This is a genomic window from Stieleria magnilauensis, assembly GCA_007753675.1.
Lineage (GTDB): Bacteria > Planctomycetota > Planctomycetia > Pirellulales > Pirellulaceae > Stieleria > Stieleria magnilauensis.
On record CP036432.1, the window covers coordinates 4,885,702 to 4,908,192 of the forward strand.

Annotated in this window: 14 protein-coding genes; 11 read left to right on the plus strand and 3 right to left on the minus strand. The window is 60.3% G+C overall.

Annotated features, from left to right (window positions below):
* Positions 1 to 41 precede the first annotated feature (41 nt).
* On the minus strand, positions 42 to 1,367 hold the full coding sequence (locus tag TBK1r_RS17160; protein WP_145213076.1) for an ATP-binding protein: 1,326 nt from the start codon (positions 1,365 to 1,367) through the stop codon (positions 42 to 44).
* A gap of 375 nt (positions 1,368 to 1,742) precedes the next feature.
* Between TBK1r_RS17160 and TBK1r_RS17165 the strand changes: the two genes are divergently transcribed.
* From TBK1r_RS17165 to TBK1r_RS17200, 8 genes are all read left to right on the plus strand, one after another.
* Positions 1,743 to 2,882 carry an EAL domain-containing protein gene (locus tag TBK1r_RS17165; protein WP_372899536.1) on the plus strand — a complete coding sequence of 380 codons (1,140 nt, stop codon included), beginning with the start codon at positions 1,743 to 1,745 and terminating at the stop codon, positions 2,880 to 2,882.
* A gap of 253 nt (positions 2,883 to 3,135) precedes the next feature.
* Positions 3,136 to 4,701: a hypothetical protein gene (locus TBK1r_RS17170; RefSeq protein ID WP_145213080.1), complete on the plus strand. Its 1,566-nt coding sequence runs from the start codon at positions 3,136 to 3,138 to the stop codon at positions 4,699 to 4,701.
* A 373-nt stretch (positions 4,702 to 5,074) separates the two neighbouring features.
* Positions 5,075 to 6,025 carry a polysaccharide biosynthesis/export family protein gene (locus TBK1r_RS17175; RefSeq protein WP_419581444.1) on the plus strand — a complete coding sequence of 317 codons (951 nt, stop codon included), beginning with the start codon at positions 5,075 to 5,077 and terminating at the stop codon, positions 6,023 to 6,025.
* 228 nt (positions 6,026 to 6,253) lie between these two features.
* Positions 6,254 to 7,639 (plus strand): Si-specific NAD(P)(+) transhydrogenase, encoded by a 1,386-nt coding sequence (gene sthA, locus TBK1r_RS17180; protein WP_145213086.1) that lies wholly within the window; start codon positions 6,254 to 6,256, stop codon positions 7,637 to 7,639.
* Between the two features lie 178 nt (positions 7,640 to 7,817).
* Positions 7,818 to 8,891 (plus strand): M28 family peptidase, encoded by a 1,074-nt coding sequence (locus tag TBK1r_RS17185; RefSeq protein WP_145213089.1) that lies wholly within the window; start codon positions 7,818 to 7,820, stop codon positions 8,889 to 8,891.
* An 11-nt stretch (positions 8,892 to 8,902) separates the two neighbouring features.
* The gene (locus TBK1r_RS17190; RefSeq protein WP_095739980.1) at positions 8,903 to 9,256 is read left to right on the plus strand and encodes a hypothetical protein; all 354 of its coding nucleotides are present in this window, start codon (positions 8,903 to 8,905) and stop codon (positions 9,254 to 9,256) included.
* Between the two features lie 128 nt (positions 9,257 to 9,384).
* A complete protein-coding gene (locus tag TBK1r_RS17195) occupies positions 9,385 to 11,913 on the plus strand; it encodes a BatA domain-containing protein (RefSeq protein ID WP_419581445.1) in 2,529 nt (842 codons plus the stop codon).
* The gene (locus tag TBK1r_RS17200) at positions 11,910 to 14,231 is read left to right on the plus strand and encodes a VWA domain-containing protein (protein ID WP_145213095.1); all 2,322 of its coding nucleotides are present in this window, start codon (positions 11,910 to 11,912) and stop codon (positions 14,229 to 14,231) included. Before TBK1r_RS17195 ends, TBK1r_RS17200 begins: the two co-directional genes overlap by 4 nt.
* Positions 14,232 to 14,323: 92 nt before the next feature.
* On the opposite strand, the gene TBK1r_RS17205 is transcribed toward TBK1r_RS17200, so the two are convergent.
* Both TBK1r_RS17205 and TBK1r_RS17210 read right to left on the minus strand, forming a co-directional pair.
* The gene (locus TBK1r_RS17205; RefSeq protein WP_145213098.1) at positions 14,324 to 15,061 is read right to left on the minus strand and encodes a hypothetical protein; all 738 of its coding nucleotides are present in this window, start codon (positions 15,059 to 15,061) and stop codon (positions 14,324 to 14,326) included.
* Between the two features lie 268 nt (positions 15,062 to 15,329).
* On the minus strand, positions 15,330 to 16,919 hold the full coding sequence (locus TBK1r_RS17210) for a MerR family transcriptional regulator (protein WP_419581446.1): 1,590 nt from the start codon (positions 16,917 to 16,919) through the stop codon (positions 15,330 to 15,332).
* A 350-nt stretch (positions 16,920 to 17,269) separates the two neighbouring features.
* On the opposite strand from TBK1r_RS17210, the gene TBK1r_RS17220 reads away from it, so the two are divergent.
* The 3 genes from TBK1r_RS17220 to dnaX all read left to right on the plus strand — a co-directional run bounded on the left by TBK1r_RS17220 (position 17,270) and on the right by dnaX (position 22,378).
* On the plus strand, positions 17,270 to 17,998 hold the full coding sequence (locus tag TBK1r_RS17220) for an ATP-binding cassette domain-containing protein (protein ID WP_145213103.1): 729 nt from the start codon (positions 17,270 to 17,272) through the stop codon (positions 17,996 to 17,998).
* A gap of 6 nt (positions 17,999 to 18,004) precedes the next feature.
* On the plus strand, positions 18,005 to 20,176 hold the full coding sequence (locus TBK1r_RS17225; protein WP_419581447.1) for an ABC transporter permease subunit/CPBP intramembrane protease: 2,172 nt from the start codon (positions 18,005 to 18,007) through the stop codon (positions 20,174 to 20,176).
* A gap of 258 nt (positions 20,177 to 20,434) precedes the next feature.
* The gene (gene dnaX / locus TBK1r_RS17230) at positions 20,435 to 22,378 is read left to right on the plus strand and encodes a DNA polymerase III subunit gamma/tau (protein ID WP_145213107.1); all 1,944 of its coding nucleotides are present in this window, start codon (positions 20,435 to 20,437) and stop codon (positions 22,376 to 22,378) included.
* The last annotated feature ends 113 nt before the right edge of the window (positions 22,379 to 22,491 follow it).

Sequence of the window (22,491 nt, forward strand, 5' to 3'; positions counted from 1 at the left end):
GTTGCTCTGGTGGACTCAGCTCTGGTGGATTCGGGTGGCCGCTACAGGTCGCTAAAGTAGCTGCGGCAAGCGCGTTCCAGGTATTCCGGGCGGATACCCAAGGGCAGTTGTCGGTACCGGCAAAAGGCTTCGATTTGTTTCAGCAGATCGCGTGGATGGCAACGCCGGGGCTTGCGAGATTTTTTCTGATAGAACGACAGCAGATATTCCGCCGCCTCGGGAGTTTCCGGAAAACCCATCTGTCGGGCAACCGTTTTCATCAGTTGCCGATACTCATCCGGCCCCGGATCGCCGACAAAAATTTTGTAGGGCACGCGACGCAAAAACGCTTCGTCGACCAGGTCGCCCGGATCCAGGTTGGTCGAAAAGATCAACATCTGTTCGAACGGCATTTGGATTTTCTTGCCCGTGGGAAGGGTCAAGAAATCGCAACGATTTTCCAGCGGAACGATCCAGCGATTGAGCAATTCTTCCGGTGCGATGCGTTGGCGCCCGAAGTCATCGATCAACAAACAGCCGCAGTTGCTCTTCATTTGCAACGGCGCTTCGCAAATGTTGCTACGGGCGTCGTGTCGGACTTCCAAGTTTTCCATCACCAGTTCGCCGCCGACCATCACCGTCGGTCGTTGGATCCGCAACCAGCGGCGGTCCCATTCCTGAGCCTTCAAAATCTTGGCGGCGGTTTCGGGCACCGGTGCGGGGCGATGAAAGGCGTCGTCTTGAAGTTTGATCAGGTTGCCGTCATCCAGGATCGCGTGCGGGATCCAGATCTCCTGGCCGAGACATTGTGTCAAGCAGCGGGCGATGGTGGTTTTGCCGTTACCGGGTTCGCCGAACAGGAACAGTCCGGTGTTGCTGTTGATCGCCGGCCCGATAAAGTCCAGCAAGTCTTGCTGGTAGGAGATCCCCGAAAGCGCTTGACGCAATTGGTCTTGGGTGACCGGTTCCAAACCGGCCGACTGGGCTTCGACGCTGAGCACATAATCCGACAGCGGGACGGGCGCAGGGCCGACATAGCTGCACTGCTTCATCTGAGCGGCGGCGCGATTCTGCCCCAGTTCAGTCAATGAATAATAGTAGTCGTTGAACGGCGCCGGACGGACGTGCGCGATCATCTTGCGGGTTCGCATCACATCGAGCAGCGGATCGACCACCTTGAAGGGCAAACCGATGAACTCCGACAGGCTGCGTCCGCTGAGCGTGCCGACGCTCAACACGGATTTCAAGATCAACCCTTCGATAAATGAGTCACTCAATCCGGTTTCGGAAAGTGATTGGGTCTCGGCAGGCCAAAAGGTATCGTCGGTCAGAAGGCTGCCGAGCAAGCCCGCATCAACGGCATGGGTTTCGTGGATCGCGGCGTTCATACCGAATGAATGGATTGGGAAGTGGGGTGGGTGTCACAGGATGTCCTCGGAAGGATCGGATCCTGGGGCGCACGACAGATGTCGCAATCACCGGTGGGGCGATCACGGACAGGTTCTGTCAACGCGATTGCATGAAAACTAGCTCATCAATAGCCGGCGTCACGGCGGTTGCGTCCGGGGGGACGTTTCCCAGGCGGGTTTTCCTCCCCGCCCTCGCCGGCGCACCAGATCCCTCCACAGAATCCGCCCCCCCAAAGAAATCCGCAATCGGTTGACGGGGGGGCCAATTCGCGACCTACAGTTACCGTGACACCGATTCACTCGGGGGGATCTGAGTCCATCACCGGACCGGACCATCCCGACCCCACCAATCTGATGCCCCCATCCGCTCGTTACCCAATGACCTCGCTCGACACTTCCGCACTCGATCGACTCTGCCATAGCACGGTGATCGGGAGTGACGTTTGGTTTTTGTCCGGGGCCCTCGAGCCGCGAGACAATCTGCGTCACTTGCCGATCGACGAGCCCGAATTCACGATTGGCAGAAAGCCCGGGTCCTCGCTGAAACTGAATTTTAAAACCGTCAGCGGACGACACGCGATCCTGTCGGCCAAAGATGGCAAGTTGCTGCTGACCGATCTGGGCAGCACCAACGGCACCTACGTCAACGGCGAACGAATCCAAGGTCAAGTCACCGTCGATGAAGAAGATTTGATCCATTTTGCCGAAGCACCCTTTCGAGTCCTTCGGCAATCGCCCACCGGACAGTCTGCCGGGACGATCGCCCGCAACGTCTGCGATGAAGCGTTGGCGCTGGTTCAATTCGATCGAATGATGAGTGAAAAACTGGTGCGACCACACTTCCAGGTGATCGTCGACGTCGAAAGCGAAAGCGTCGTCGGGCACGAAATCCTGGGACGCGGCAGTGTGTTCGGGCTCGAGTCGGTCGCCGCCATGTTTCACGCCGCCAGCCAACTGAATCTGGAAGTCGAACTCAGCGAGCTATTGCGTTGGGAAGGCGTTCGTGTCGGACGAGATCTGCCCGCGCGGCCGAACTTGTTCGTCAACACGCACCCCAAGGAAATGGAGGATGCCGACAAGCTGATCGAATCGCTGGTCCAAGTTCGCCAGATGTCCGGCAATACCGACCTGGTTCTCGAAATCCACGAAGCCAGTGTCACCAATCGCAAGGTCATGCGAGAGTTGTCCGCCGCGGTCAAAGACCTGGAAATCGAATTGGCCTTCGACGACTTCGGTTCCGGTCAAGCGCGATTGGCAGAATTGATCGAAGCACGCCCCGATTACGTGAAATTCGATATCTCGCTGATTCACGCCATCGATCACGCCGATGAGCCACGGCACCGAATGCTCCAAACGCTTGTCCGAATGGTCCGCGATCTGGAAATCAAGGCGCTGGCCGAGGGCATCGAGACGTCGACCGAAGCGGAGGCCTGTCAAAGGCTCGGCTTCGACCTGGCGCAGGGCTATTTCTACGGCCGCCCAGCACCCCTGTAGTGCAAGCCGACCCCTGTAGTGCAAGCCGACCGCTGTATTGCAAGCAGCCTTTGCTGTCATCTCTCGCCTTTGGCGAACTTATGCCGGTTGTAGCAGATCAACCGTCTAGAACCGCCAACGACAGCTGCCGATCACCGAAATTACAGGGATCATCGTTGCGACCTGTCCGATCATCACAACGGTGATCACTCTCTCAACAGGGTGAGCACGTTTGAGATGACGCCCGACCGGACGGCACGGACACGGAAGACCAATGAACCGAACAAAGCGGAAACGGATGACGCTTCGCAATCGACCACGCGTTGTGCTGCTCGGCATCGTGCTCTCTGGGGCCGCTTCGACGCTGAACGCCGCAACGCAAGAGAATCCGTATTGCGCCGACGGCCCGTCCCTTGCCGGCCCGTCCCTTGCCGGCCCGGCGAACCATCCCACCGCAACCGTCCCCTCGGCGGCTCCGTCCACTGGAATCGATAACGCCGGGATCGACGACGCTGAAATCGGGCGAGACGACGTTGCCTTGGTGACCCCACCCACCGTCACGGTGCCCCGACGTTTGCCGCCGGTGCGATCACGCTCGATTCAATCGCCACAGGAATCGACGACACCTGCCCTGCCATCGGCACGGCCGCAGACGGTCGCTGAGCAGGTAGTGACGGCGCCGTGGTTGCAGTCGATCACGGCCGATTCCTGCTTGGCTCGAGCCAGCCGACATCTGGACGATGCGTACCGCGAATATTCCGTCGGGGCATGGTCCTCGGCGGAAGCGTCGGCTTGGAAGGCGTTGGAGTTAACCGCGACGGGAATCGACGTTGCCGATCGACAGACCGCATCGCAGCAGCGTCCCGCGACCGCTGCCAAAGACGTTCGCATCGCCCGAACGGCGATTCGCGAAGCGAGGGATTTCGTTGCTTCGGGGGCGGCGGTCGATGACGAATTGATTGCCGCGATCGCCTCGTCGCACCAAACGCCTGCACTGGCCGGTGCCGGGTCGATCGGTCTGACGCCGACCCAGTCTGCCGACCGCTATTTGGATTTTGCACGCGTGAAACTGGCGCCACTTGCCGCCCGTCACGTGCAAGCCGCCCAGGCGATGGACTTGATTGCGGCAATCCAACTCGGCCGCAATGAAACCAAATGGCTACCGGAAGAGACATCGCTTTGTCTCCGTCGTGCAGCACTCCAGGGCCAACCGTCCAACGCCAGTCTGGCGACGCGTTTGGGCATGCAATTGGCCGACATGGGGCTTGATGCTGAAGCACAATGGACGCTTCAACACGCGATGAAACTTTCCCCCACACAAGAGATCGCAGCGGCTTTGAACCGCGTGACGGCACGACAGACCGATCCGGCTGGCGACGTCTCCTTGGACCAACGTGTGGCCGAAGCCCCGACGACCGCTGCCTCACAGACGCGTTTTCCGAAAGTGATTGAACTTTCGCCGACCCAGTTCGCTTCGATCTCACCGGCGGTCAACACGCTGACACCCCCTTCGACAGTTGCCGGTCCCTCGTCCCGCGATGACGACCAGCGTCAGACATCATCGGTCGAACCGACAGCCCCGATCACGGCGCAGCCGGAGAAAAAGACGTCTCGATTCATCCCCGCCTCGCTGGCCCGGTTCCGGTTGCCGAAACTGAGTTCGAAACCGCAACCGAACGAGCCATCCACGTATGATCCCGATGTGATCGAAGCCAGGGTCGATGAGCGTTATCGCGCTGACGAGTTCGAGGTTTACGATGCGTCGGCGACCGGCCCCGCGACGGGTCAGCAAGGATCGGCGATCAAACGATTCTTCGGTAAGTTCCCAAAATTGTGGTAGCGACGTGTCGCTCGTTGTTCATCCGCGTTCATTCGCAAGCGTTTCCGTCGATCACTCCCAACGTTCATTCGAGTCCGTGAGATTTGGCATGCAGTCTCCATCATCCATTCGCCTGAATCTCGTATCGACACTGATCGTGACTGCCGCAGTCGCCGCGTGCCTGTTCATTTGCCAGGAGGGGTCCGCCCAGACATCGGTGACAGCGGCACCCCAGCAGTCGGTATCCGCCGCAAGCAGGGTCAACGAAACCGATTGTGGCTGTCGAAACGTCCCCGGTGGATATCCATGCCGGGGCGGATGCCCCAAATGCATGATGGCGGTCGACTGTCAGGACCATTGCGGAGCCGAAGGACGTTGGCGAGATATGTCGCCGATGCCGTTTGATGCCTACGGACCGGGCGGCTATGCCGGTCCATCACGTTACGCGCACCTGGGCGAATATCGACTGCGCCCCGGCGATGAACTGCAAGTGATCTATCTGATCACCCGACGCCAAGAACAGGGCGACTATCGGTTGGCCCCCGGTGACGAAGTCTTGATCGAGTCGGTGGCCGATGCGGATCTGCAACGTGGAACACTCGAACGTGGTTTGGAAATTCAGCCCGATGGAACGATCACGGTCCGTCTGCTGGGTCAAGTCCACGCCGCTGGTCTTTCGATCAGTCAGCTGCGAGACGTGCTGGAACAGAAATACAAGAAACTCTATGACGAACCATCGATCGATGTCACGCCCGTTCGAACCAACCGATTGGCCGATGACATTCGAAACGCCGTCGGCGGACAGAGCGGATTGCAGCAACAAGCACTCGCGGTCACCGTGATGCCCGATGGCAAGATTCGTCTGCCCGGAATCGGCGGGCTGTGTGTTCAGGGCTTCTCGCTTCCCGAATTGAAGAAAGAGATCAACCTGCGTTATCGCGAACTGGTCGTCGGATTGGAAGCCGAACCGATCTTGACGCAGCAGGCCAGTCACTTCGTTTACGTGCTCGGCGAGGTCGCGACGCCCAATCGCATTCAATTGGAAGGCCCCACGACGGTGCTCGGCGCGATCGCCCAAGCCGGCGGCCACTTACCCGGCGGTAACATGCGTCAAGTCGTTGTGCTGCGGCGTGCCGAAGATTGGCGTTTGATTTCGACCATGCTGGATTTGCAAGGAGCGGTCTTTGGAAAGCGACCGACACCGGCCGACGAAATCTGGCTGCGAGACAACGACGTGGTGATCGTGCCCCAGCGTCCCATTGTCCGCCTGGACAACTGGATCGAACAGATCTTCACCCGCGGCGTCTATGCGGCGATCCCACCGTTGAACATCGAAGTGCGATAAACGACTTCTGAAAAAGCGAGCGACCGAAACATCGCCCGCGAAGTGTCACAGTGATCACACGATCGACTGATACCACCGTTCCTGTTGTGCGTTTTGGGCATCCACCGTTTGGACGATTTTTCCGTCGAATTCAGGCCGTCGATCAGCAAATCGATCAATCACACGCGATCAACATCGTAAAACAAGCGGAGTAAGAATTGAGAACTCGACGGGAAAAACGGGACGCACATGAGTGACAACGACTTTGATTTTGACCTGTTTGTCATCGGGACCGGCCCCGGTGGCGAAGGGGCCGCGATGCAGGCTCGCAAGGGCGGGCTGCGGGTCGGCATCGCAGAACGATACCGACAGATCGGCGGCGGGTGCACGCACTGGGGGACGATCCCCAGCAAAGCCCTACGGTACACGATCACCAACACGATGAACGTGTTAAAAAACCCAATCTTCCGCGAACTCGGGATTCACACCACCCCGACGATGGAGCAACTTCGTCGCGGGACCGCCGAGATCATCGCCAAACAGGTGACGATGCGTCAGTCGTTTTACGACCGCAACAGCGTACCGATTTATTTCGGCCATGCGAGGTTTGTTGATGACCATACCGTTGAGATCGAGAACGGTGAAACCATTCGCAGCAAGGCGTTCGTGATTTCCACCGGAACACGACCCTATCGACCGCCGGAAGTCGATTTCGATCATCCGCGGATCTTTGACAGCGATACGATTCTGGATCTCCCTGAAAAACCGGGTTCCATCACGATCTATGGCGCCGGCGTGATCGGCACCGAATATGCCTCGATGTTTCGAAACATCGGCGTGAAGATCAATCTGGTCAACACACGGGGTAAGCTGCTGGAGTTCTTGGACGACGAAATCGTCGACGCGTTGTCGTATCACCTGCGTGACCAAGGCGTCGTGATTCGTCACAATGAAACGTTTGATCGTATCGAAGGCCAAGACGATGGTGTCGTGTTGCACTTGCAAAGCGGCAAACAGATCAAGACCGATGTCTTGCTGTGGGCCAACGGACGTACCGGAAACACCGATGATCTGGGGCTCGAGGCGATCGGTTTGGTGCCCAACAAGCGTGGGCAACTGGATGTGGATGAACAATTTCAAACGGCCAGAGAACACATCTATGCCGTCGGCGACGTCATCGGGTATCCCTCGCTGGCCAGTGCCGCCTATACCCAAGGCCGGGCGGCGGGCATGCACGTGCTGGGACGCAAAGACGGCAACCTGCGCGTCAAGGATCTGCCCACCGGAATCTACACCAGTCCCGAAATCAGTTCCGTCGGCCAAACGGAACGGGAATTGACCGAGAATCGCATTCCGTATGAGGTCGGCCAGAGTCAGTTCAAAAGTCTGGCGCGGGCTCAAATCATGGGCACCACCGTGGGGATGCTCAAGATTCTGTTCCATCGCGAAACCTTGAAGATCCTGGGGGTGCATTGCTTCGGGGCCAACGCGTCGGAGATCGTTCACATCGGGCAGGCGGTGATGGATTCCGAAGACCTGACGTTGGAATACTTTGTCGAAACGACCTTCAATTATCCGACGATGGCCGAAGCCTATCGCGTCGCGGCACTGAACGGTTACAACCGGCTGTTTTGACGATCGCCGCGCCGGTATCAACTCCTAGCCCGAGGGCGGCATAAACGCGTACAATGAAGCTGCCGGTGTTTCTGTGGTGCCGCCGGTGAACCGAATGACGTCTTCAAATGGACTTCGAATGACCCCAACATCCGATGCTGCGATGACGTCTTCGCCGCGTGCGCGATCCCGCCAGCCGATGCCTCAGAGCGACGATCCCGGCCCGGCGGAGTCGCCCGGCCCGGCCAACCGATCACGCTCCGCCATCGTTTGGCTGTTGATCGGTCTGTTACTCGGGGCCGGATCGTGGTTGATCATCGTCTCCACCGGCGCGTTCCAGCGGGGCGTGGTCGCGGTGGAGAGTCCGACCCGAAATCCGATTCCCGATCGTTATGATGCTGAGCGGGCGATGTCGTACTTGCAACAACTGTGCGATCTGGGACCGCGTCCCTCGGGCAGCCCCGCGATGGTGCGTCAACAACGTCTGTTGGAAGCGTTCTTCAGCGAGCGTGGCGGCACGGTGACCCGACAAGCCTTTGAAACACGCGACCCCCGCGACGGTTCGCCGTTGACGATGGTCAATCTGATCGCGTCCTGGCATCCCGAGCGTCCGAAACGATTTTTGTTTTGTGCCCACTATGACACCCGCCCCTACCCGGACCGCGATCCGAACAATCCCCGGGGCGTGTTTGTCGGTGCCAACGACGGCGCCAGCGGCACCGCCGGATTGATGGAACTGGCCAATCAGCTGCATGATCTGCCCAGCGACATCGGCGTCGATTTGGTTCTGTTTGACGGCGAAGAATTCATTTGGCAACGTGATGGCGGTCGTTATTTTCTCGGATCAACTTACTTCGCCGAACAATACCGCAACGACCCTCCCGCGGTGCCCTACGCCGCCGGGGTCTTGTTTGACATGATCGGGGACAAGGAGCTGAAACTTTATTATGAAGTCAACAGCATCCGATTCGCCAAAACGGTGGCTCGATCGTTTTGGAAAAAAGCGGATCAGCTCGGTGTTCAAGCCTTTGTCATGCGGACGCGGCATGAATTGCGAGACGACCATCTGCCGCTCAACCAGATCGCCAAGATCCCCACGATTGATGTGATCGATTTCGACTATCCGCGGCCGGGAATCGGGGCGCCATCGTATTGGCACACCGAGCAAGACGTGCCCGAGAACTGCAGCGGCGAGTCGATCGCGGCGGTCGTCTGGGTCGCACACCAGTGGCTCGTCTCGTTGAGTTCCGCCGCAACCGATCCGACTCGATAGGAGTGTCTGCGATGTTCGCCGGAGGGTTGTTGCTGGGCGTCACGCTGTTGTTTTTCGCGTGTTGGTTGCAGTGGACCGAACACCGCGGTTGGCCCCACGACACCTTCGACGGTGATGAAGACGTCGAATACCGCCGCCGCCGCAAAAAGTCTCGTCTGCGCGTCAACGTGCTAATCGGAATCTGTGGGTTATTGATCCTGGCGGCGACGTTTGCCGACGTGGGGGTCGTGTTTGTGGCGGCCTGGTCGATCGTGTCGTTGATCCTGATGGTGATCGTGATCCTTGCCGGGCTGGATGCCTTTCGCACCCACCGTCATCATCAAGACAAGGTCCGACGAATGCGGAAACGGGCACTGGAAGAGTAATCGCCGATCGCACTGGGCCCCGGACAATTGTGGGACAGGCTTCCGGCTCTGTCGAACCTGTACGCGACGGCCTGGATGCCAATCCCACTTGAGTGGGACGACCGAGCTACTATCAGAAGACTGAAATTGTGACGTTCGTTAACACCGCCTTGTTGTTCGCGCTGGCCGCGGTCGGGATTCCGATCGCGTTGCATCTGATCGCGCGAAAAGAACCCAAGCAGGTGATGTTTCCGTCGGTCCGTTTGCTGACTCAACGGTTCGAGACCAACCGCAGCAAGGTCCGGGTGCGACGATGGTGGTTGCTGGCGCTTCGCATCGCCGCCTTCGCCGTGGTCGCATTGGCCCTGGCCCGACCGGTGATCGCCGGTGCGCTCTCGCTGACTTGGTCGACGATCGGAATCCTGTCGATCGCCGGGATCGCGCTGTTGGCGATGGCATCGGTTGCAGCCGGCAGACCGAATCAGAAAACACTGGTTCGCTCGTTGCTCGCCGCGGCAGCCCTCGCGTTGATCGTTGCGGTGGGTTGGGGCGGGTACACGTTGGCCAGCGGCACCAAGCCAGAGATTGATGACGCAACGCCGGTCGCCCTGGCCATCGTCGTCGACAATGCGCCGCTGGCGGCCTGGCGAACCGGTGATGAAACACAACTGAATCGTCTCCGCGCGGCCGCCAAGCAGTTGATCCTGGCCGCCAACCGGGAAAGCCGGTTCGCCGTGATCGATCGGTCCAGCGCCCCCGCCGCGTTTTCACTCGACGTGACCGGGGCGCTCTCCAAAACCGATGCCCTGCGCGCATTGGAAGTGGTGCAACCGCTGGAATCGCGGGTGGAAGCAGCGGCCCGATTGTTGCAAACGAGCGAGATTCCGTCGCGACAAGTGGTGATCTTGAGCGGATTGACCGAGTCGAGTTTCGCCAATGAACTCTCGGGACAGTCGATGGCCGCACTGCTGGAATCGTCCGGCGTCGCCGTGACGGTCTGGGACATGGGCGGTCCCGTCGGCACCAATCGCACCGTCTCGCTGCCAACCCTTTCCGATGTGTCGCCGGCTCCGGAAACCTCGATCACCGTCGCGGCAGTCCTGTCGCTCGAAGCCGCCGCGACTACCGTTGACGAGGCGACCGACTCGGAGACGAATCCAGACGGCGCGCCAGGCGACACGAGCGAAACGCCACCGGGTTCACTCAGCGTCACCGCCGAATGCGTGTTGTTTCCCAGCAGCGCCGCTCTGCCCGTGGTCCGCGACGGCGATATCGTTCGTCCCCAGGCCAAGCCGGTGGACCGCCTGAGTGTCACGATGCAACCCGGACGCGACGTCGAATTGCAGATGACCTTGCCGCCGCTGCCGGTCGGGTTGCATCATGGTGCGATCCGATTGGTCGGTGCCGACGCGTTGGCGGTCGATGACGCGAGTTACTTTAGTGTGGCGGTGTTGCCGCCGAGTCGATTGTTGTTGGTCAGCGACCAAGCCGAAGAAGCCGAAGAGATTGCCTGGGCCGTCTCGGCGCCGGCGCCGATCGATGACCCGACATCCCAGTACGCGATCGAACGCATCGGCTACGATGACATGGCCGCCTCGCGGATGACGGACTTTGACGGAGTCATCTTGCTCGACCCGCCCGACAGCGCGCTCGGCGAGCCCGAACTGATTCGGTATCGCGAGCAGGGCGGCTCGGTGTGGGTCGCCGCAGGTGATCGGCTGGGCGAAGAAAACGTCGCGGTCGAAGGTTGGCCGGTGTTTCGGCGACGTTGGCGCGTCCCCGAACCGGGAACGTTCCTGGAAATCTCTGCCGCATCCCATCCCGCCCTGGTCACGCTGGCCAACACGCCCGGCGGTGTCCCCTTTCAAGATTTTCGAATCCACCAGTATTGGCAACTCGCCCCCTCGGACAACGCCCAGGTGCTGATGCGATACGCCGGCACGGACCATGCCGCGGTCGTCGAATGGCGTTCGAAATCCGCCGCTGAGGGTGCGACACCCGAAAACACATCGGGCTCCGGACGGATTGTGTTGATGACCACACCGATCCCTGCCATCACGCCCCCCTCTTCGTCCTGGAACGAATTGTTTCAAGCCGACGAATACTGGCCGGCGTTTTCGCTAGTTCGCGATGTCACGCGTTATGTGACCGGCCGCAGCGCCGAAAGCTGGATGACCCGCGTCGGCGCGCCGGTTTCGGTTCCGGTTCGTCAACAAGCTGCGATCGAAGTCGATGGCAAACCTCGACGATTGCAATGGTTTCCTCCGGTCGGTGCGACTCCGGTTCCGATCAATGTCCCACAGGGCGAAGACTCGGGCAGCGGTGGGACGTTGCGAATCGTGGTCGGCCAACCCAAACACAGTGGCATGCATTGGATTCGTGGCGATGAAATCGGGCTCGGCTTCACCGCCAATTTGCCCCGCGAGCAATTGGCGACCACGCGGATCGATGCGGCGCGATTGGAACGCCTGTTCGGTCCCGACCGCCTGCGGAAAATCGATTCGCTCGATGAAATGGAGTGGACCTCCAGCGATGACGCTCGGGTCGTCTCGCTGTGGTCGCCGATCATGCTATTGGCGTTGTTCGTTTTCATGCTGGAACAAGTGTTGGGCAACCGATTTTATCGTCGCTCGCCGGCGGCAAAGTCCGGCTCGACAAGGCGGAGATCGGCGGCATGACACGATTCACCCTGGAACCGCTGTATGGATCGATCTGGGTTGCACTGGCGGCAATGATCGCCATCGCCGCAGTGATCACGCTGGTCACGCCGCCGACGGACGATCCCAGGAAGCGAAAGTGGTTGATCTTGCTGCGATCCCTAGCCGCGATCGTGCTGTTGATCGCCGCGATGCGTCCGACGGTGGTACGAACCGACAATCGCCCCGCAGCGGCAACGCTGGTCGTTGCGGTCGATACCTCGCGCAGTATGTCGCTGCCCGACGGGGACAGGGCGGATCGATGGACCAGCCAGCAAACGGCGCTGAGACGCTTGTTGTCTGAAGTCGGCACGCTGGATGAAATGCTGGAAGTGCAACTGCTCCGCTATGACTCCCGATCCGAATCGATCGCCCAAGCCAGGCAACGCGATGCGATCGCGCGACTGGCCGATGCCATCGACGCGATGAAACCGGCCGGCGATGAAACGAACCTGGGGTTGGCGATGCAGGGCGCCATCGATGCAGCCGCCGGCAAACCGATGGCGGGCGTCGTCTTGTTCGGTGACGGCACGCAAACGGCGGTCGCGGATTCCGAAAATCAGACGGCGGACCAAAGTACCGCCGCCCGGCGCGGCGCCGAAGTGCTCGATGCGTTGGCGGTTCCGCTGTGGACGGTCCCGATCGGGCCGCCCAGCACCGACGCCTCGGCTCGTGACGTGGCACTGTCCAATCTGCCGGACAGTTTTCAGTTGTTTGCCGGCAATCAATTCGATGTTTCCGTCACGGTTGAAGCCAGTGGGTTGGCGAATCGACAAATCCCCGTGACCGTTTCTTGGATCGATGCCGAGGGAACCAAGACCGAAGCGCGGTCACGCCAGATCGATCCCCGCGGCGCTCGTGAATCCGTCGCGCTGACCATCCCAATGACGGCTCCCGCGCCGGGGCTGTATCGCTTGCAAGTGGAAGCGGCCGCACAAGACGGCGAATGGGTGACCAGCAACAACGCTCAAACGGCGTTTGTCGATGTCCGTGAAGGCGGCGGTCGTATTTTGATCTTAGAAGGCCCCGGGCGGCCGGAGCAAACGTTCTTGCGACGGTCCCTGCGACGCTTCCCCGATCTGGAACTGGACTACGCGCCGATTCGCGGTGACCGTACCTGGCCGGTTTCGCTGGACGCCGTCTTGAAACCAGGACGCTACGACATTTTTATCATCGGCGATCTGGACTCCAGTGCTTTGGGCGATGCACAGTTGAAACAACTTGCCGAGCGGGTCAGCCAGGGCGCCGGCCTGATCACTCTCGGCGGACTGCAGACCTATGGCACCGGCGGCTACGCTGACGGAGCATTGGCCGACGTGCTGCCGATCAAAATGGATCCGTCGCGACGTCGCCAACCGACGCGCGGTGTGATGAGCGCGGCAGAACGGGCGGCGCGATCAGCGGCGCAGATTCCCGGACCGATCAAAATCGAAGTCGCCCGGCGGCACCCCATCGTTGATCTGGGCGGACGAGATCCCGCATCGGTTTGGTCGTCTTTGCCCGAACTGTCCGGCGCCAACCGATTGGTCGGTGCCAAGGCTGCCGCCGGGGTGCAGACGTTGCTGGCGACCGACAAGCAAGAACCGCTGTTGGTGATCGGCGGCTATGGCAAGGGCCGCGTCGCGTCATTGGCGATCGATGAAACCTATCGTTGGTGGCGGGCGGGGAAAGCGGAGGCCCATCAACGATTCTGGCGCCAGCTGATGTTGTGGCTGATGTCGCGCGAAGAATCCAGCGGCGATCGCTTGATCGCAGAACTGGACCTGCGGCGATTCGAATCTGACCGCGGCCCGGAGTTTCGTGCCAGGCTGATGCGTGTCGGTGAGACCGCGACCGACGTGACACTTTCTGCGACGGTGGTCGACGATCAAGGCACCGAAACGTCACTGGATGTGACCGCAACGGCCAGCGGCGAACCGAGGATCAGCGGGACGATTCCCAAATTAGAACCGGGCTTTTACAAGCTGGTCGTTCGAGCCAGTGACGAATCGATCGAGCCCGATGAAGTCGCGTTTCAAGTGACCGAAACCAGTCGCGAACTGGCGCGGCCGATGGCCGATCCGGTGTACATGAAACAGTTGGCCGACCTGACCTCCGACCACGGCGGTGCCTCGTTCGATCCGCAACAGATCGATGCGTTGATCGATGCGATCGCCCAAAAACGCCGCAGTGCCGAAACGCCGGTGATCGAAAAGAATCGCTTGGGCGATGGGCCCGCAAGCGGCTGGTTGGTGTTCACCCTGTTCGCCGGGATGTTGTCGGCGGAGTGGTTTCTACGACGGCGCTGGGGAATGGTCTAGCGAGAAGGGTTCACCGGCAGGTTAGCACTCGGAAACGACGCTTAACTTAGCTGTCTTAGGGGATGCGACGCATGCCAACGCGTTCGTGCCACTCACAGTCGCTTGGAAGCGATCATGCGTTTACCGGTACCACGGAATTGAATTCGGATCGGGGCGGTCAGGTTGTAGTGGTCCGGGCCGAGTAATGTGGCCACGGTCGCGTTGATCACGGGGTTGATGGTGCTGGAATTGAAATCCCAGTTGTCGTCACCGGCACCGATCTCTGCTTCCACGCGGCGTTCCGCCGAGGTCACCACGAAGACGGTGTTGCGTTTCAAGGCAAAGCTGACGGTGCCGTGAATGTAGGCTGCGTCACCGGCCGAAATGCTGCCCGACGTGATGCCGTAGTCCCCCCAACCGTACAGGTTGGTTGAGATGAACCGATCCCGGTTTCGCACGGTTCCCCGAGCAATCAGGTGCCCCAGCTGGTGCCTGCCCGACGGCAATCGATCGATCGCGCCGATGGCTGACAAGATGGCATCGGCACCGCGTTCGACCACTTGGGGCATGTAACGGGTGTCACCCATCATCACGCCGTTGTCCAAGAAATGGTTGACCAGCGGGAAATCGAGCGCCGTGATGTTCTCACCGTAGCCGCTGTTCATCACCGCAGCCTGCGGCATTTCGATCACCACGTTGCCGAAATCGGGAACGTGGTCGTGGTCGTAACCCGACTGATAAGGGCTGACGGGTTGGCCGTATTCGGCAAAGTTATTGATTTCGGCGTACTGCAAATCCGAAAAGTTGGTGCAGCGCCACACTCGGCTTGCACTGTCGTAGGACCAGCTCACGTTGAATTCCCCGTTTAGAATGCGATCGCATGCGTGATCTTTGGTTTTCGTCGCGCCCAGGGATTCGTTGCTGACTCTTTTCAGAATTTGTCGAATGCTGTTTCGAGGGATCGCTTGATGCGGCCTACTCGCCGTGATGCGGATTTCCGTCGATGGGGCAAAACGATGGGGTGGCAGAACGATGATGACGTTGCGCCATCGCCAGATCACTCACCGGGGTTCATTTTCTTGTCACCCATTTTCCTGTCTCCCTTCCCACCATCTGCCTCTAAACCCCCAGCCTCTCTTTCGCTTCCGCCGCCCAAGGGCTATCGGGGGCGAGTTGCAGGATGCGTTGCCAATGCTGGAGGGCTTGCAGGTCATCGCCGATGCGATCGAGCGTTTTGGCGAGCGTGTAATGGACGTCGGCGTAGTCGTCGTGCATCGACAGGGCACCGCGCAACGCGGCGACGGCCAACTCCAGTTGACCGAGTTCGGCCAGCACGGCGCCCAAGCTGGCGCGGGCTTCGACGAATTCCGGATCAATTTCGATCGCGCTGTAGTAGCGTTCGCGCGCCGCGATCAAAAAGTTCATGCGATAAAGCAGCTCGCCGATCTGGAAACTGACATCGGCACGTGCTCCGTCGCGGGCCAGAATGGTGTGGTACAGATCGATCGCGGTTTCCAGATCGTCCTCATCTTCGGCTTGATAAGCAGCCAGCAGGATCGGATCGTGTTCGGCGGTACTGACCGCGCGCAGCATCGGCGGTTGGTCGGGCGGTTCAAACGCCAACACCTCCGGCGTCGATGCCCCGTCGCTTTCGAGCGCATCAAAATCGAACCGCATCTGTCCGCCAGGCTCGACCAGTCCATCGCCTTGTCGCAACAGCACGTGCTTTCCCTCGACCAAGATGGAAAGCTGATCGAGGGGACGGCGAATATTGGGGAGCACTTGAACCAGGTCCACCAGTCGACGTTCGATCGCCGCGGGACTCGCACCGGCAGAGATCCATCCGGCTAGACGCTTCGCAGTCGCCACCTCCGCATAGTCGAAGTAGGGCAGCTTGTGCAACGTCGTCACCGGAGTGATCAGGCCCCTGCGGTGCCACCGCCGGATCACGCGCACCGAAACTCCCAACAAGTCCGCCAGCATGACCGGTGTGTAATAACGCTGGGCGGAGCGTCCGACATCGAACAGTCCCAGTCGCTGCCAGAGTTCGGTTTCATGGATGATTTCAAGCTCACCGCGGCCGGCGGCATCGATCACGCCGGGCGGCAATAACTCGTCTTGCGAAAGCGGCGGTTGGTCGGCACCGATGACGACCAAGTCGAGCATCATGCGGTCGGCGGGCGGGTCAGAGGGATCGTCGCGTCTCTTTCCGCTCCCAGAAGCGGAGGAACGCCGGGGCAGATCGACGACCACCGCTTGGAACGACTGCAAGACGTTGGCCGCTTCACGTCGACTCATGCTGCCGAATCGGCCGACCAAGGCAACGCGTTTGTCGGCGAAACTGGCCGGATCGGCGTCGCCGGATTTTCCCGGGGACGGTTCAGTGATCAACAACTCCGCGTCCGATTCCCCGTCTTCGCCGTCGCCGTCGCCCTCGCCCTCGCCCTCGCCCTCGCGTTCGCCGGCCAGCGTGTTCTGTGTTACAGCGGCCTGTGTTTCGGTATTCGTCGCCATTGTCACGGGGGCCGCCGTCGCGCGGTGCGGTTCATCGGCGCGGTGCGGCTCGTCGGCGCTGGAAGGCTCGTCCGCGCTGGGCGGCTTGTCGGCGCGGGGCGGTTGGAGCCCGTCTTCGCCCTCGTGCGGGTCATCGCCGGAGAACGAGAGGATGCGAAGGGGGGCCGGATCGTCTGTGTCAGTCGGCTCGGGCAATGCAGTTTCGTCGGGGAAAGTTTCGTCGGGGCAAATTTCGCCCGGGGGGGCTTCATCGGGGGGGAGCTTCGTCAGGCGGCGGCACGTGCAGTCGTTTTCTCGCGATTGTTGCGATCGAACATCGTGTTTCAAGGCGTCAGGGTCAGAGAATCAGAGGTCGGCCGCATGGATTATCGCAGAACGGGCCGCTGGGAGTAGTCGAGTCGGCGGATTCTCTGTAACAATGCACCGAAACGCGAGTTGCTGCGTATCGCGCTAGTCGACTCTCTAACCTGACCGGGGTGATCCCCGGGCGGCGGTCAGGTTTCCTTGTCTTCACTCATTGTCCTTCTCCGTGGTTGCGGACGTCCATGCTGCATGTCGATTCGCTGACGAAATCCTTTCCCCTCGATGATGGTGTGTTGACCGCCGTCGACGACGTTTCGTTTCGTATTTCGCCGGGAGAGGTTTTCGGACTGCTGGGGCCCAACGGGGCCGGCAAGACGACCACGATGCGAATGATCCTGGGATTGCTGGAGCCCGATTCGGGTTATGCGGAAGTCGACGGGGTTCGCACGGCGACCGATCCGATGGCCGTCAAAAGCCGGCTCGGTTTCGTCTCGGCCAGCGACGGGGTTTATCCGTGGTTGACGGTCCGTGAGATGCTGCTGTACTTCGCCGATCTGTACGCCGTCGATGCGACGCTGGCCGAACAACGCTGTGAAAGCTTGGCGGACATGATGGATATCAAGCACCTGCTGGATCGGCGTGCCGGTGAACTCAGCACGGGACAGCGGCAACGGGTCACGCTGGTCCGCGGGCTGATTCACGACCCGCCGGTGATGCTGCTCGATGAACCGACGCGCGGGTTGGATGTCGTCGGCGTCCAAACGATTTTTGATTACATCGATATTCTGCGTCGCGGTGGCAAAGCCGTCGTCGTGTGCACGCATCGCTTGGACGAAGCGGAACGGTTGTGTGATCGATTCGGTTTGTTGCACGCCGGCAAACTGAAATACTGTGGCACGCTCAACGAGTTAAAGGAACAGACCGGCCAGGCATCGTTGGTAGACATCTTCGTGGACTTGATCAGGAATTAGCCGAGCGTGTCAAACGACCCCCAAACTCGCAGCGCGACGACGCAACACCGCCCACGCCGGCAGAAGCACCAACCCGGCAATCGGCTCGTGCGGATGTGTCAAAAGGAACTTCGCGAGACGATGCGCGATCGGCGGACGATCATCACGCTGGTCATGATGCCACTGCTGGTCTATCCGTTATTGAGCATGGCGCTGAATCGTTTCTTGGTTTCGTCGACGGCGGGAACGTCCGAGCAGACGCCGTACACGATCGGCGTCGAAACCGACGACGAAGGGTCGCTGTTGCTGGCGTGGCTGGAAGATCCGATGAGCCAGCCGCCCGCGGCGATCTTGAAGGCCAGCAAGGGGAACCTCGCCACGTTTCGTGTGGTCAACACCACGTCCGTCGGACTCAATCCCAAGCAAGCGCTTCAAGAGAAAAAGATTGATTTGGCCGCCCGTATCGAACTGGGAAATCCGCCGCGATTGCGATTGACGGCGTTCAACGGTGATCCGGCCAGCCAGGGAGCGCAACGTATCTTGACCGAGCGGTTGCATTGGTTGCGATTGGCGCGTGCAGAGGCGCTCGCCGCGTCACAGTTGAGCGACTACACGCCACCGACGGACGTGTCGGTTGAGAACATCGGGGTCGCCGAAAAGCCGTCGATGTTGGGCACGATCGTGCCGCTCGTGTTGGTGCTGATGACGATCACCGGTGCGGTCTACCCGGCGATCGATTTGACGGCCGGCGAGCGGGAACGGGGGACGATGGAATCGCTGATGGCATCGCCGGTGCCACGCTCGTACATCTTGTTCTCAAAATACGTGGCCGTCGTTGTCGTCGCCTTGCTCACCGCGATGGCAAACTTGCTGGCCATGTTCACGACGCTGTGGGCCGGCCGTTTGTTGCCGCTGTTGACCGGCGGTGAAGACGCGTTTCCGTGGCTGGCTGTGCTGCAAATCCTGGGCTTGCTGGTGCTCTTCAGTGGCTTCTTTGCGGCCGTGCTGCTGTCGTTGACCAGTTTCGCTCGCTCGTTCAAAGAAGCCCAGGCGTACTTGATTCCCGTGATGCTGCTGTCGTTGACTCCGGGGATGTTGTCGTTGATGCCCGGCGTGACCTTGAACGGTCCGCTGGCGATTGCCCCGTTGATCAATATCGTCTTACTGGCACGTGAGGTGTTGCAAGGCACGGCGCAAGCCGCCCCGGCGGTGATCACGGTCCTCAGTACCGTCGGTTATGCCGTGGCCGCGATCGCCATCGCATCAAAGCTGTTCGGCAGCGATGCGGTCAGTCGTACCAGCGGACAATCCTTCGGCGCGATGTTGAAACGACCGACGCGGTCGACGCCGACGCCGTCACCCCAAGCGGCCGCGATGACGTTGGCGTTGTTGGTCCCCATTTATTATCTGGTCAGCAATGTCCTGATGCGAATCGTTCCCGAGTTGTCGATCACCTGGGTGTTGTTGCTCAACGCGATCGCGCTCGTGTTGACCTTCGGCCTGATCCCGCTTGCCGCAGTTGTGCTGGCACGCTGCAATTTCTCAACCAGTTATCAACTGGCGACGCCGTCTCCGCTGACGCTGTTCGGCGTGTTGCTGGTCGGGCTGGGAGCGTGGGGGTTTGCACACGAGTCGTTTGTGCTTGCCAAACAGATGGGCATCGGCGGGCTGGACGTCGATCGGATCGAAAAGACGCGACAAACCGTCGAAGCGCTCAAAGTCGCTCCGACGTGGTTGCTGGTGGGGACGTTGGCGTTGGCACCCGCGGTGATCGAAGAATTGTGCTTCCGCGGTTTTCTGTTCACCGCACTGCGAAAGGTCCTGTCGCCGACTCGGGTGATCGTGACCACGGCCGTCATCTTTGGACTATTCCACGTCGTGACCGGCAACATGTTGCTGATCGAGCGATTTCTGCCGACGACGCTACTGGGGCTAATTCTCGGCTGGATCGCCTATCGCACCCAAAGCGTTTGGCCCGGCGTCCTGATGCACTTCACCCACAACGCCCTGCTGAATCTGGCCACAAAGTATCAGGACAAGATCGCGTTTTTGGGCGAAGGATTCGAGAACCAAATGCATCTGCCAGCATCCTGGCTGATCGTGCTGTCGACCACGACGTTGACCGGATTGGCCGTCGTTTGGTTTTCGACCCGCAAGCCGCCGGTCGCCGAGTCGAATTTGGCAACCACCCCAGCCTGAGGCTGAAATCGGGTCGAAAATCGGCGGGTCAAAAAATATCAGATTCGGCTTTCTGGCCGCGCGGTCGATGGTTGGGATTTAATCGGAGCTTGCAACCGCTACAACAATCCACTAACCAGGTGCCCCCTTTGTTGCCCCCCCATCTTTTGCCCCCCCATCTTTTGACCACCCCATTTTTTGACCAGATTCTTTTCCACCCGATATCGTGTAGGATGCCCAGATTAACGCCCGCACGGTTCGAATTCGATTGCATCACGAATGTCTGACGACCATCCCGTCCCCGCAAATGACTCCTCGTACGTCGTTGTCGCTCGCCGTTATCGTCCCCGTAATTTCGAAGAATTGGTGGGTCAGGAGCACGTCGGCCGGGCGCTGACCAACGCGATCGAAACCGGTCGGGTCGGGCACGCCTACCTGTTCACGGGGGCTCGCGGGGTCGGAAAAACCAGTACCGCGCGGATTTTTGCCAAGGCGCTCAACAATCCCAATGGGCCCAGCGCGACATTTGACAACGATGACGATGTCGCCCAGGCGATCGATTCGGGCGAAGACATCGACGTCATCGAAATCGACGGAGCCAGCAACCGCGGAATCGACGAAATCCGCTCGCTGCGGGCTAACGTCGGCGTCCGACCCAGCCGCTCGCGGTACAAAATCTACATCATCGACGAAGTCCACATGCTGACTCAGGCGGCGTTCAACGCGCTGCTGAAAACGCTCGAAGAACCGCCCGAGCATGTGAAGTTTATCTTTTGCACCACCGACCCCGAAAAGATGCCGATCACGGTGTTGAGTCGGTGTCAACGTTTCGATTTTGCGCCGGTCGAGGTTTCCAAAATCGTCAAACGACTGCAAGAGATCGTGACTGCGGAAAACGCCCAAGCCGACGAGGCGGCGCTGGAGTTGGTCGCGCGCCGCGCCGCCGGCTCGATGCGGGACAGCCAATCGCTGCTCGAGCAAGTGCTCAGCTTTAGCGATGGGCATTTGACGGCCGATCAAGTCCACTCGATGCTGGGAACCGCCGACGATGAACGGCTGCACACGCTGGCCCAAGCGATGTGCGAGCGTGATGCCGCCGCCGCGCTCGCCCAATTGGATGCGGCAATCGATGCCGGTGTCGATGCCGGGCGGATCGCTGAACAACTGTTGGGGTACTTTCGCGATCTGATGGCCGTGACCGTCGGCTGCGACGCCACGCTGCAACGCCACACCGCCGCCTCCATGCATGGCGAGCTGAAAAAACTGGGAGACACCTGGGGATTGCAAACCGTGCTGGCCGTCGTGGCGTTGATCGACCAAACGCTCGTTCGGATTCGGCACAGCGTCTACGGACGCGTGCTGCTGGAGTCGACCGTGATTCAGATCTGCAATTTGCCCGATTTGCAAGCCATCGCGGATCTGGCCGCTGCGGCCGGCAGCGGAAAACCGTTGCCCAATGCCCGCGCGACCTCGCAAAAAAAAAAGCTAACGGCTGACCCGTCGTCGCCAGACGCGGGGACTCCGCCCACGCCGGCGTCTTCCTCGTCTGCACTTTCTTCGGCCGCGGCTCCTTCGCCAGCACCCGCCGCGCCGCCAGCACCCGCCGCGCCGCCGGTCCCCGCCGCGCCGCTGGTCCCGGTCGCGGGCTCCCCAGCCACGGTTTCGCCAGCGTCATCGGCTGCGCCGACACCATCGGGGTCGACACCCTCAGCGCCAGCGCCCGCCGCAGGTGCCGCCGAGACGGACGCCACTCTCGGCTCCCCGTCGCCCCAGCGTTCCGACACCGCCGCGTCGGGCTCGCCGCCGTCGCCCAAGATGAAGCTGTCGGTCTCCAACGTTCAAGAAGTTCTGGCCAAGGCGCTGCAGGGCGTTCAGCCGATGACCGCATCGATCGCTTCGATGGCAGAGGCAAAGCTAGAAGGTGCCGCCAAAATCAATCTGGTCTTTCCGGCCGAATCATCGATGTCGATGAAGCGAATGGATTTGCCGGAACACCGCGGGCCGGTCTCCCAAGCGCTCGCCGAGATCGTCGGTCATCCGGTCACCCTTCAATTGGTCGCCGGCGCCGCATCGCCGGGCCGCCCCCAGGCGCCCAAGCCCGCGCCGAAAGCGACCGCAAAAGAACGCATGGAACGGATGCGAGAGATCGAGTCCCACCCTTGGATCCAAGCCTGCGTGCAAACCTTTCAAGCCGAAATCGTCAAGATCGATCCCAAACAATGATCGAACACGGCGTGAATCGCTGAACGTTTAGCGGTCTTGTTCGTTACTCCGCCACAATCACCGTGACGATGGTAAACGACTCAACCATAGCCGTTGACTCTCAAGGTGCACTC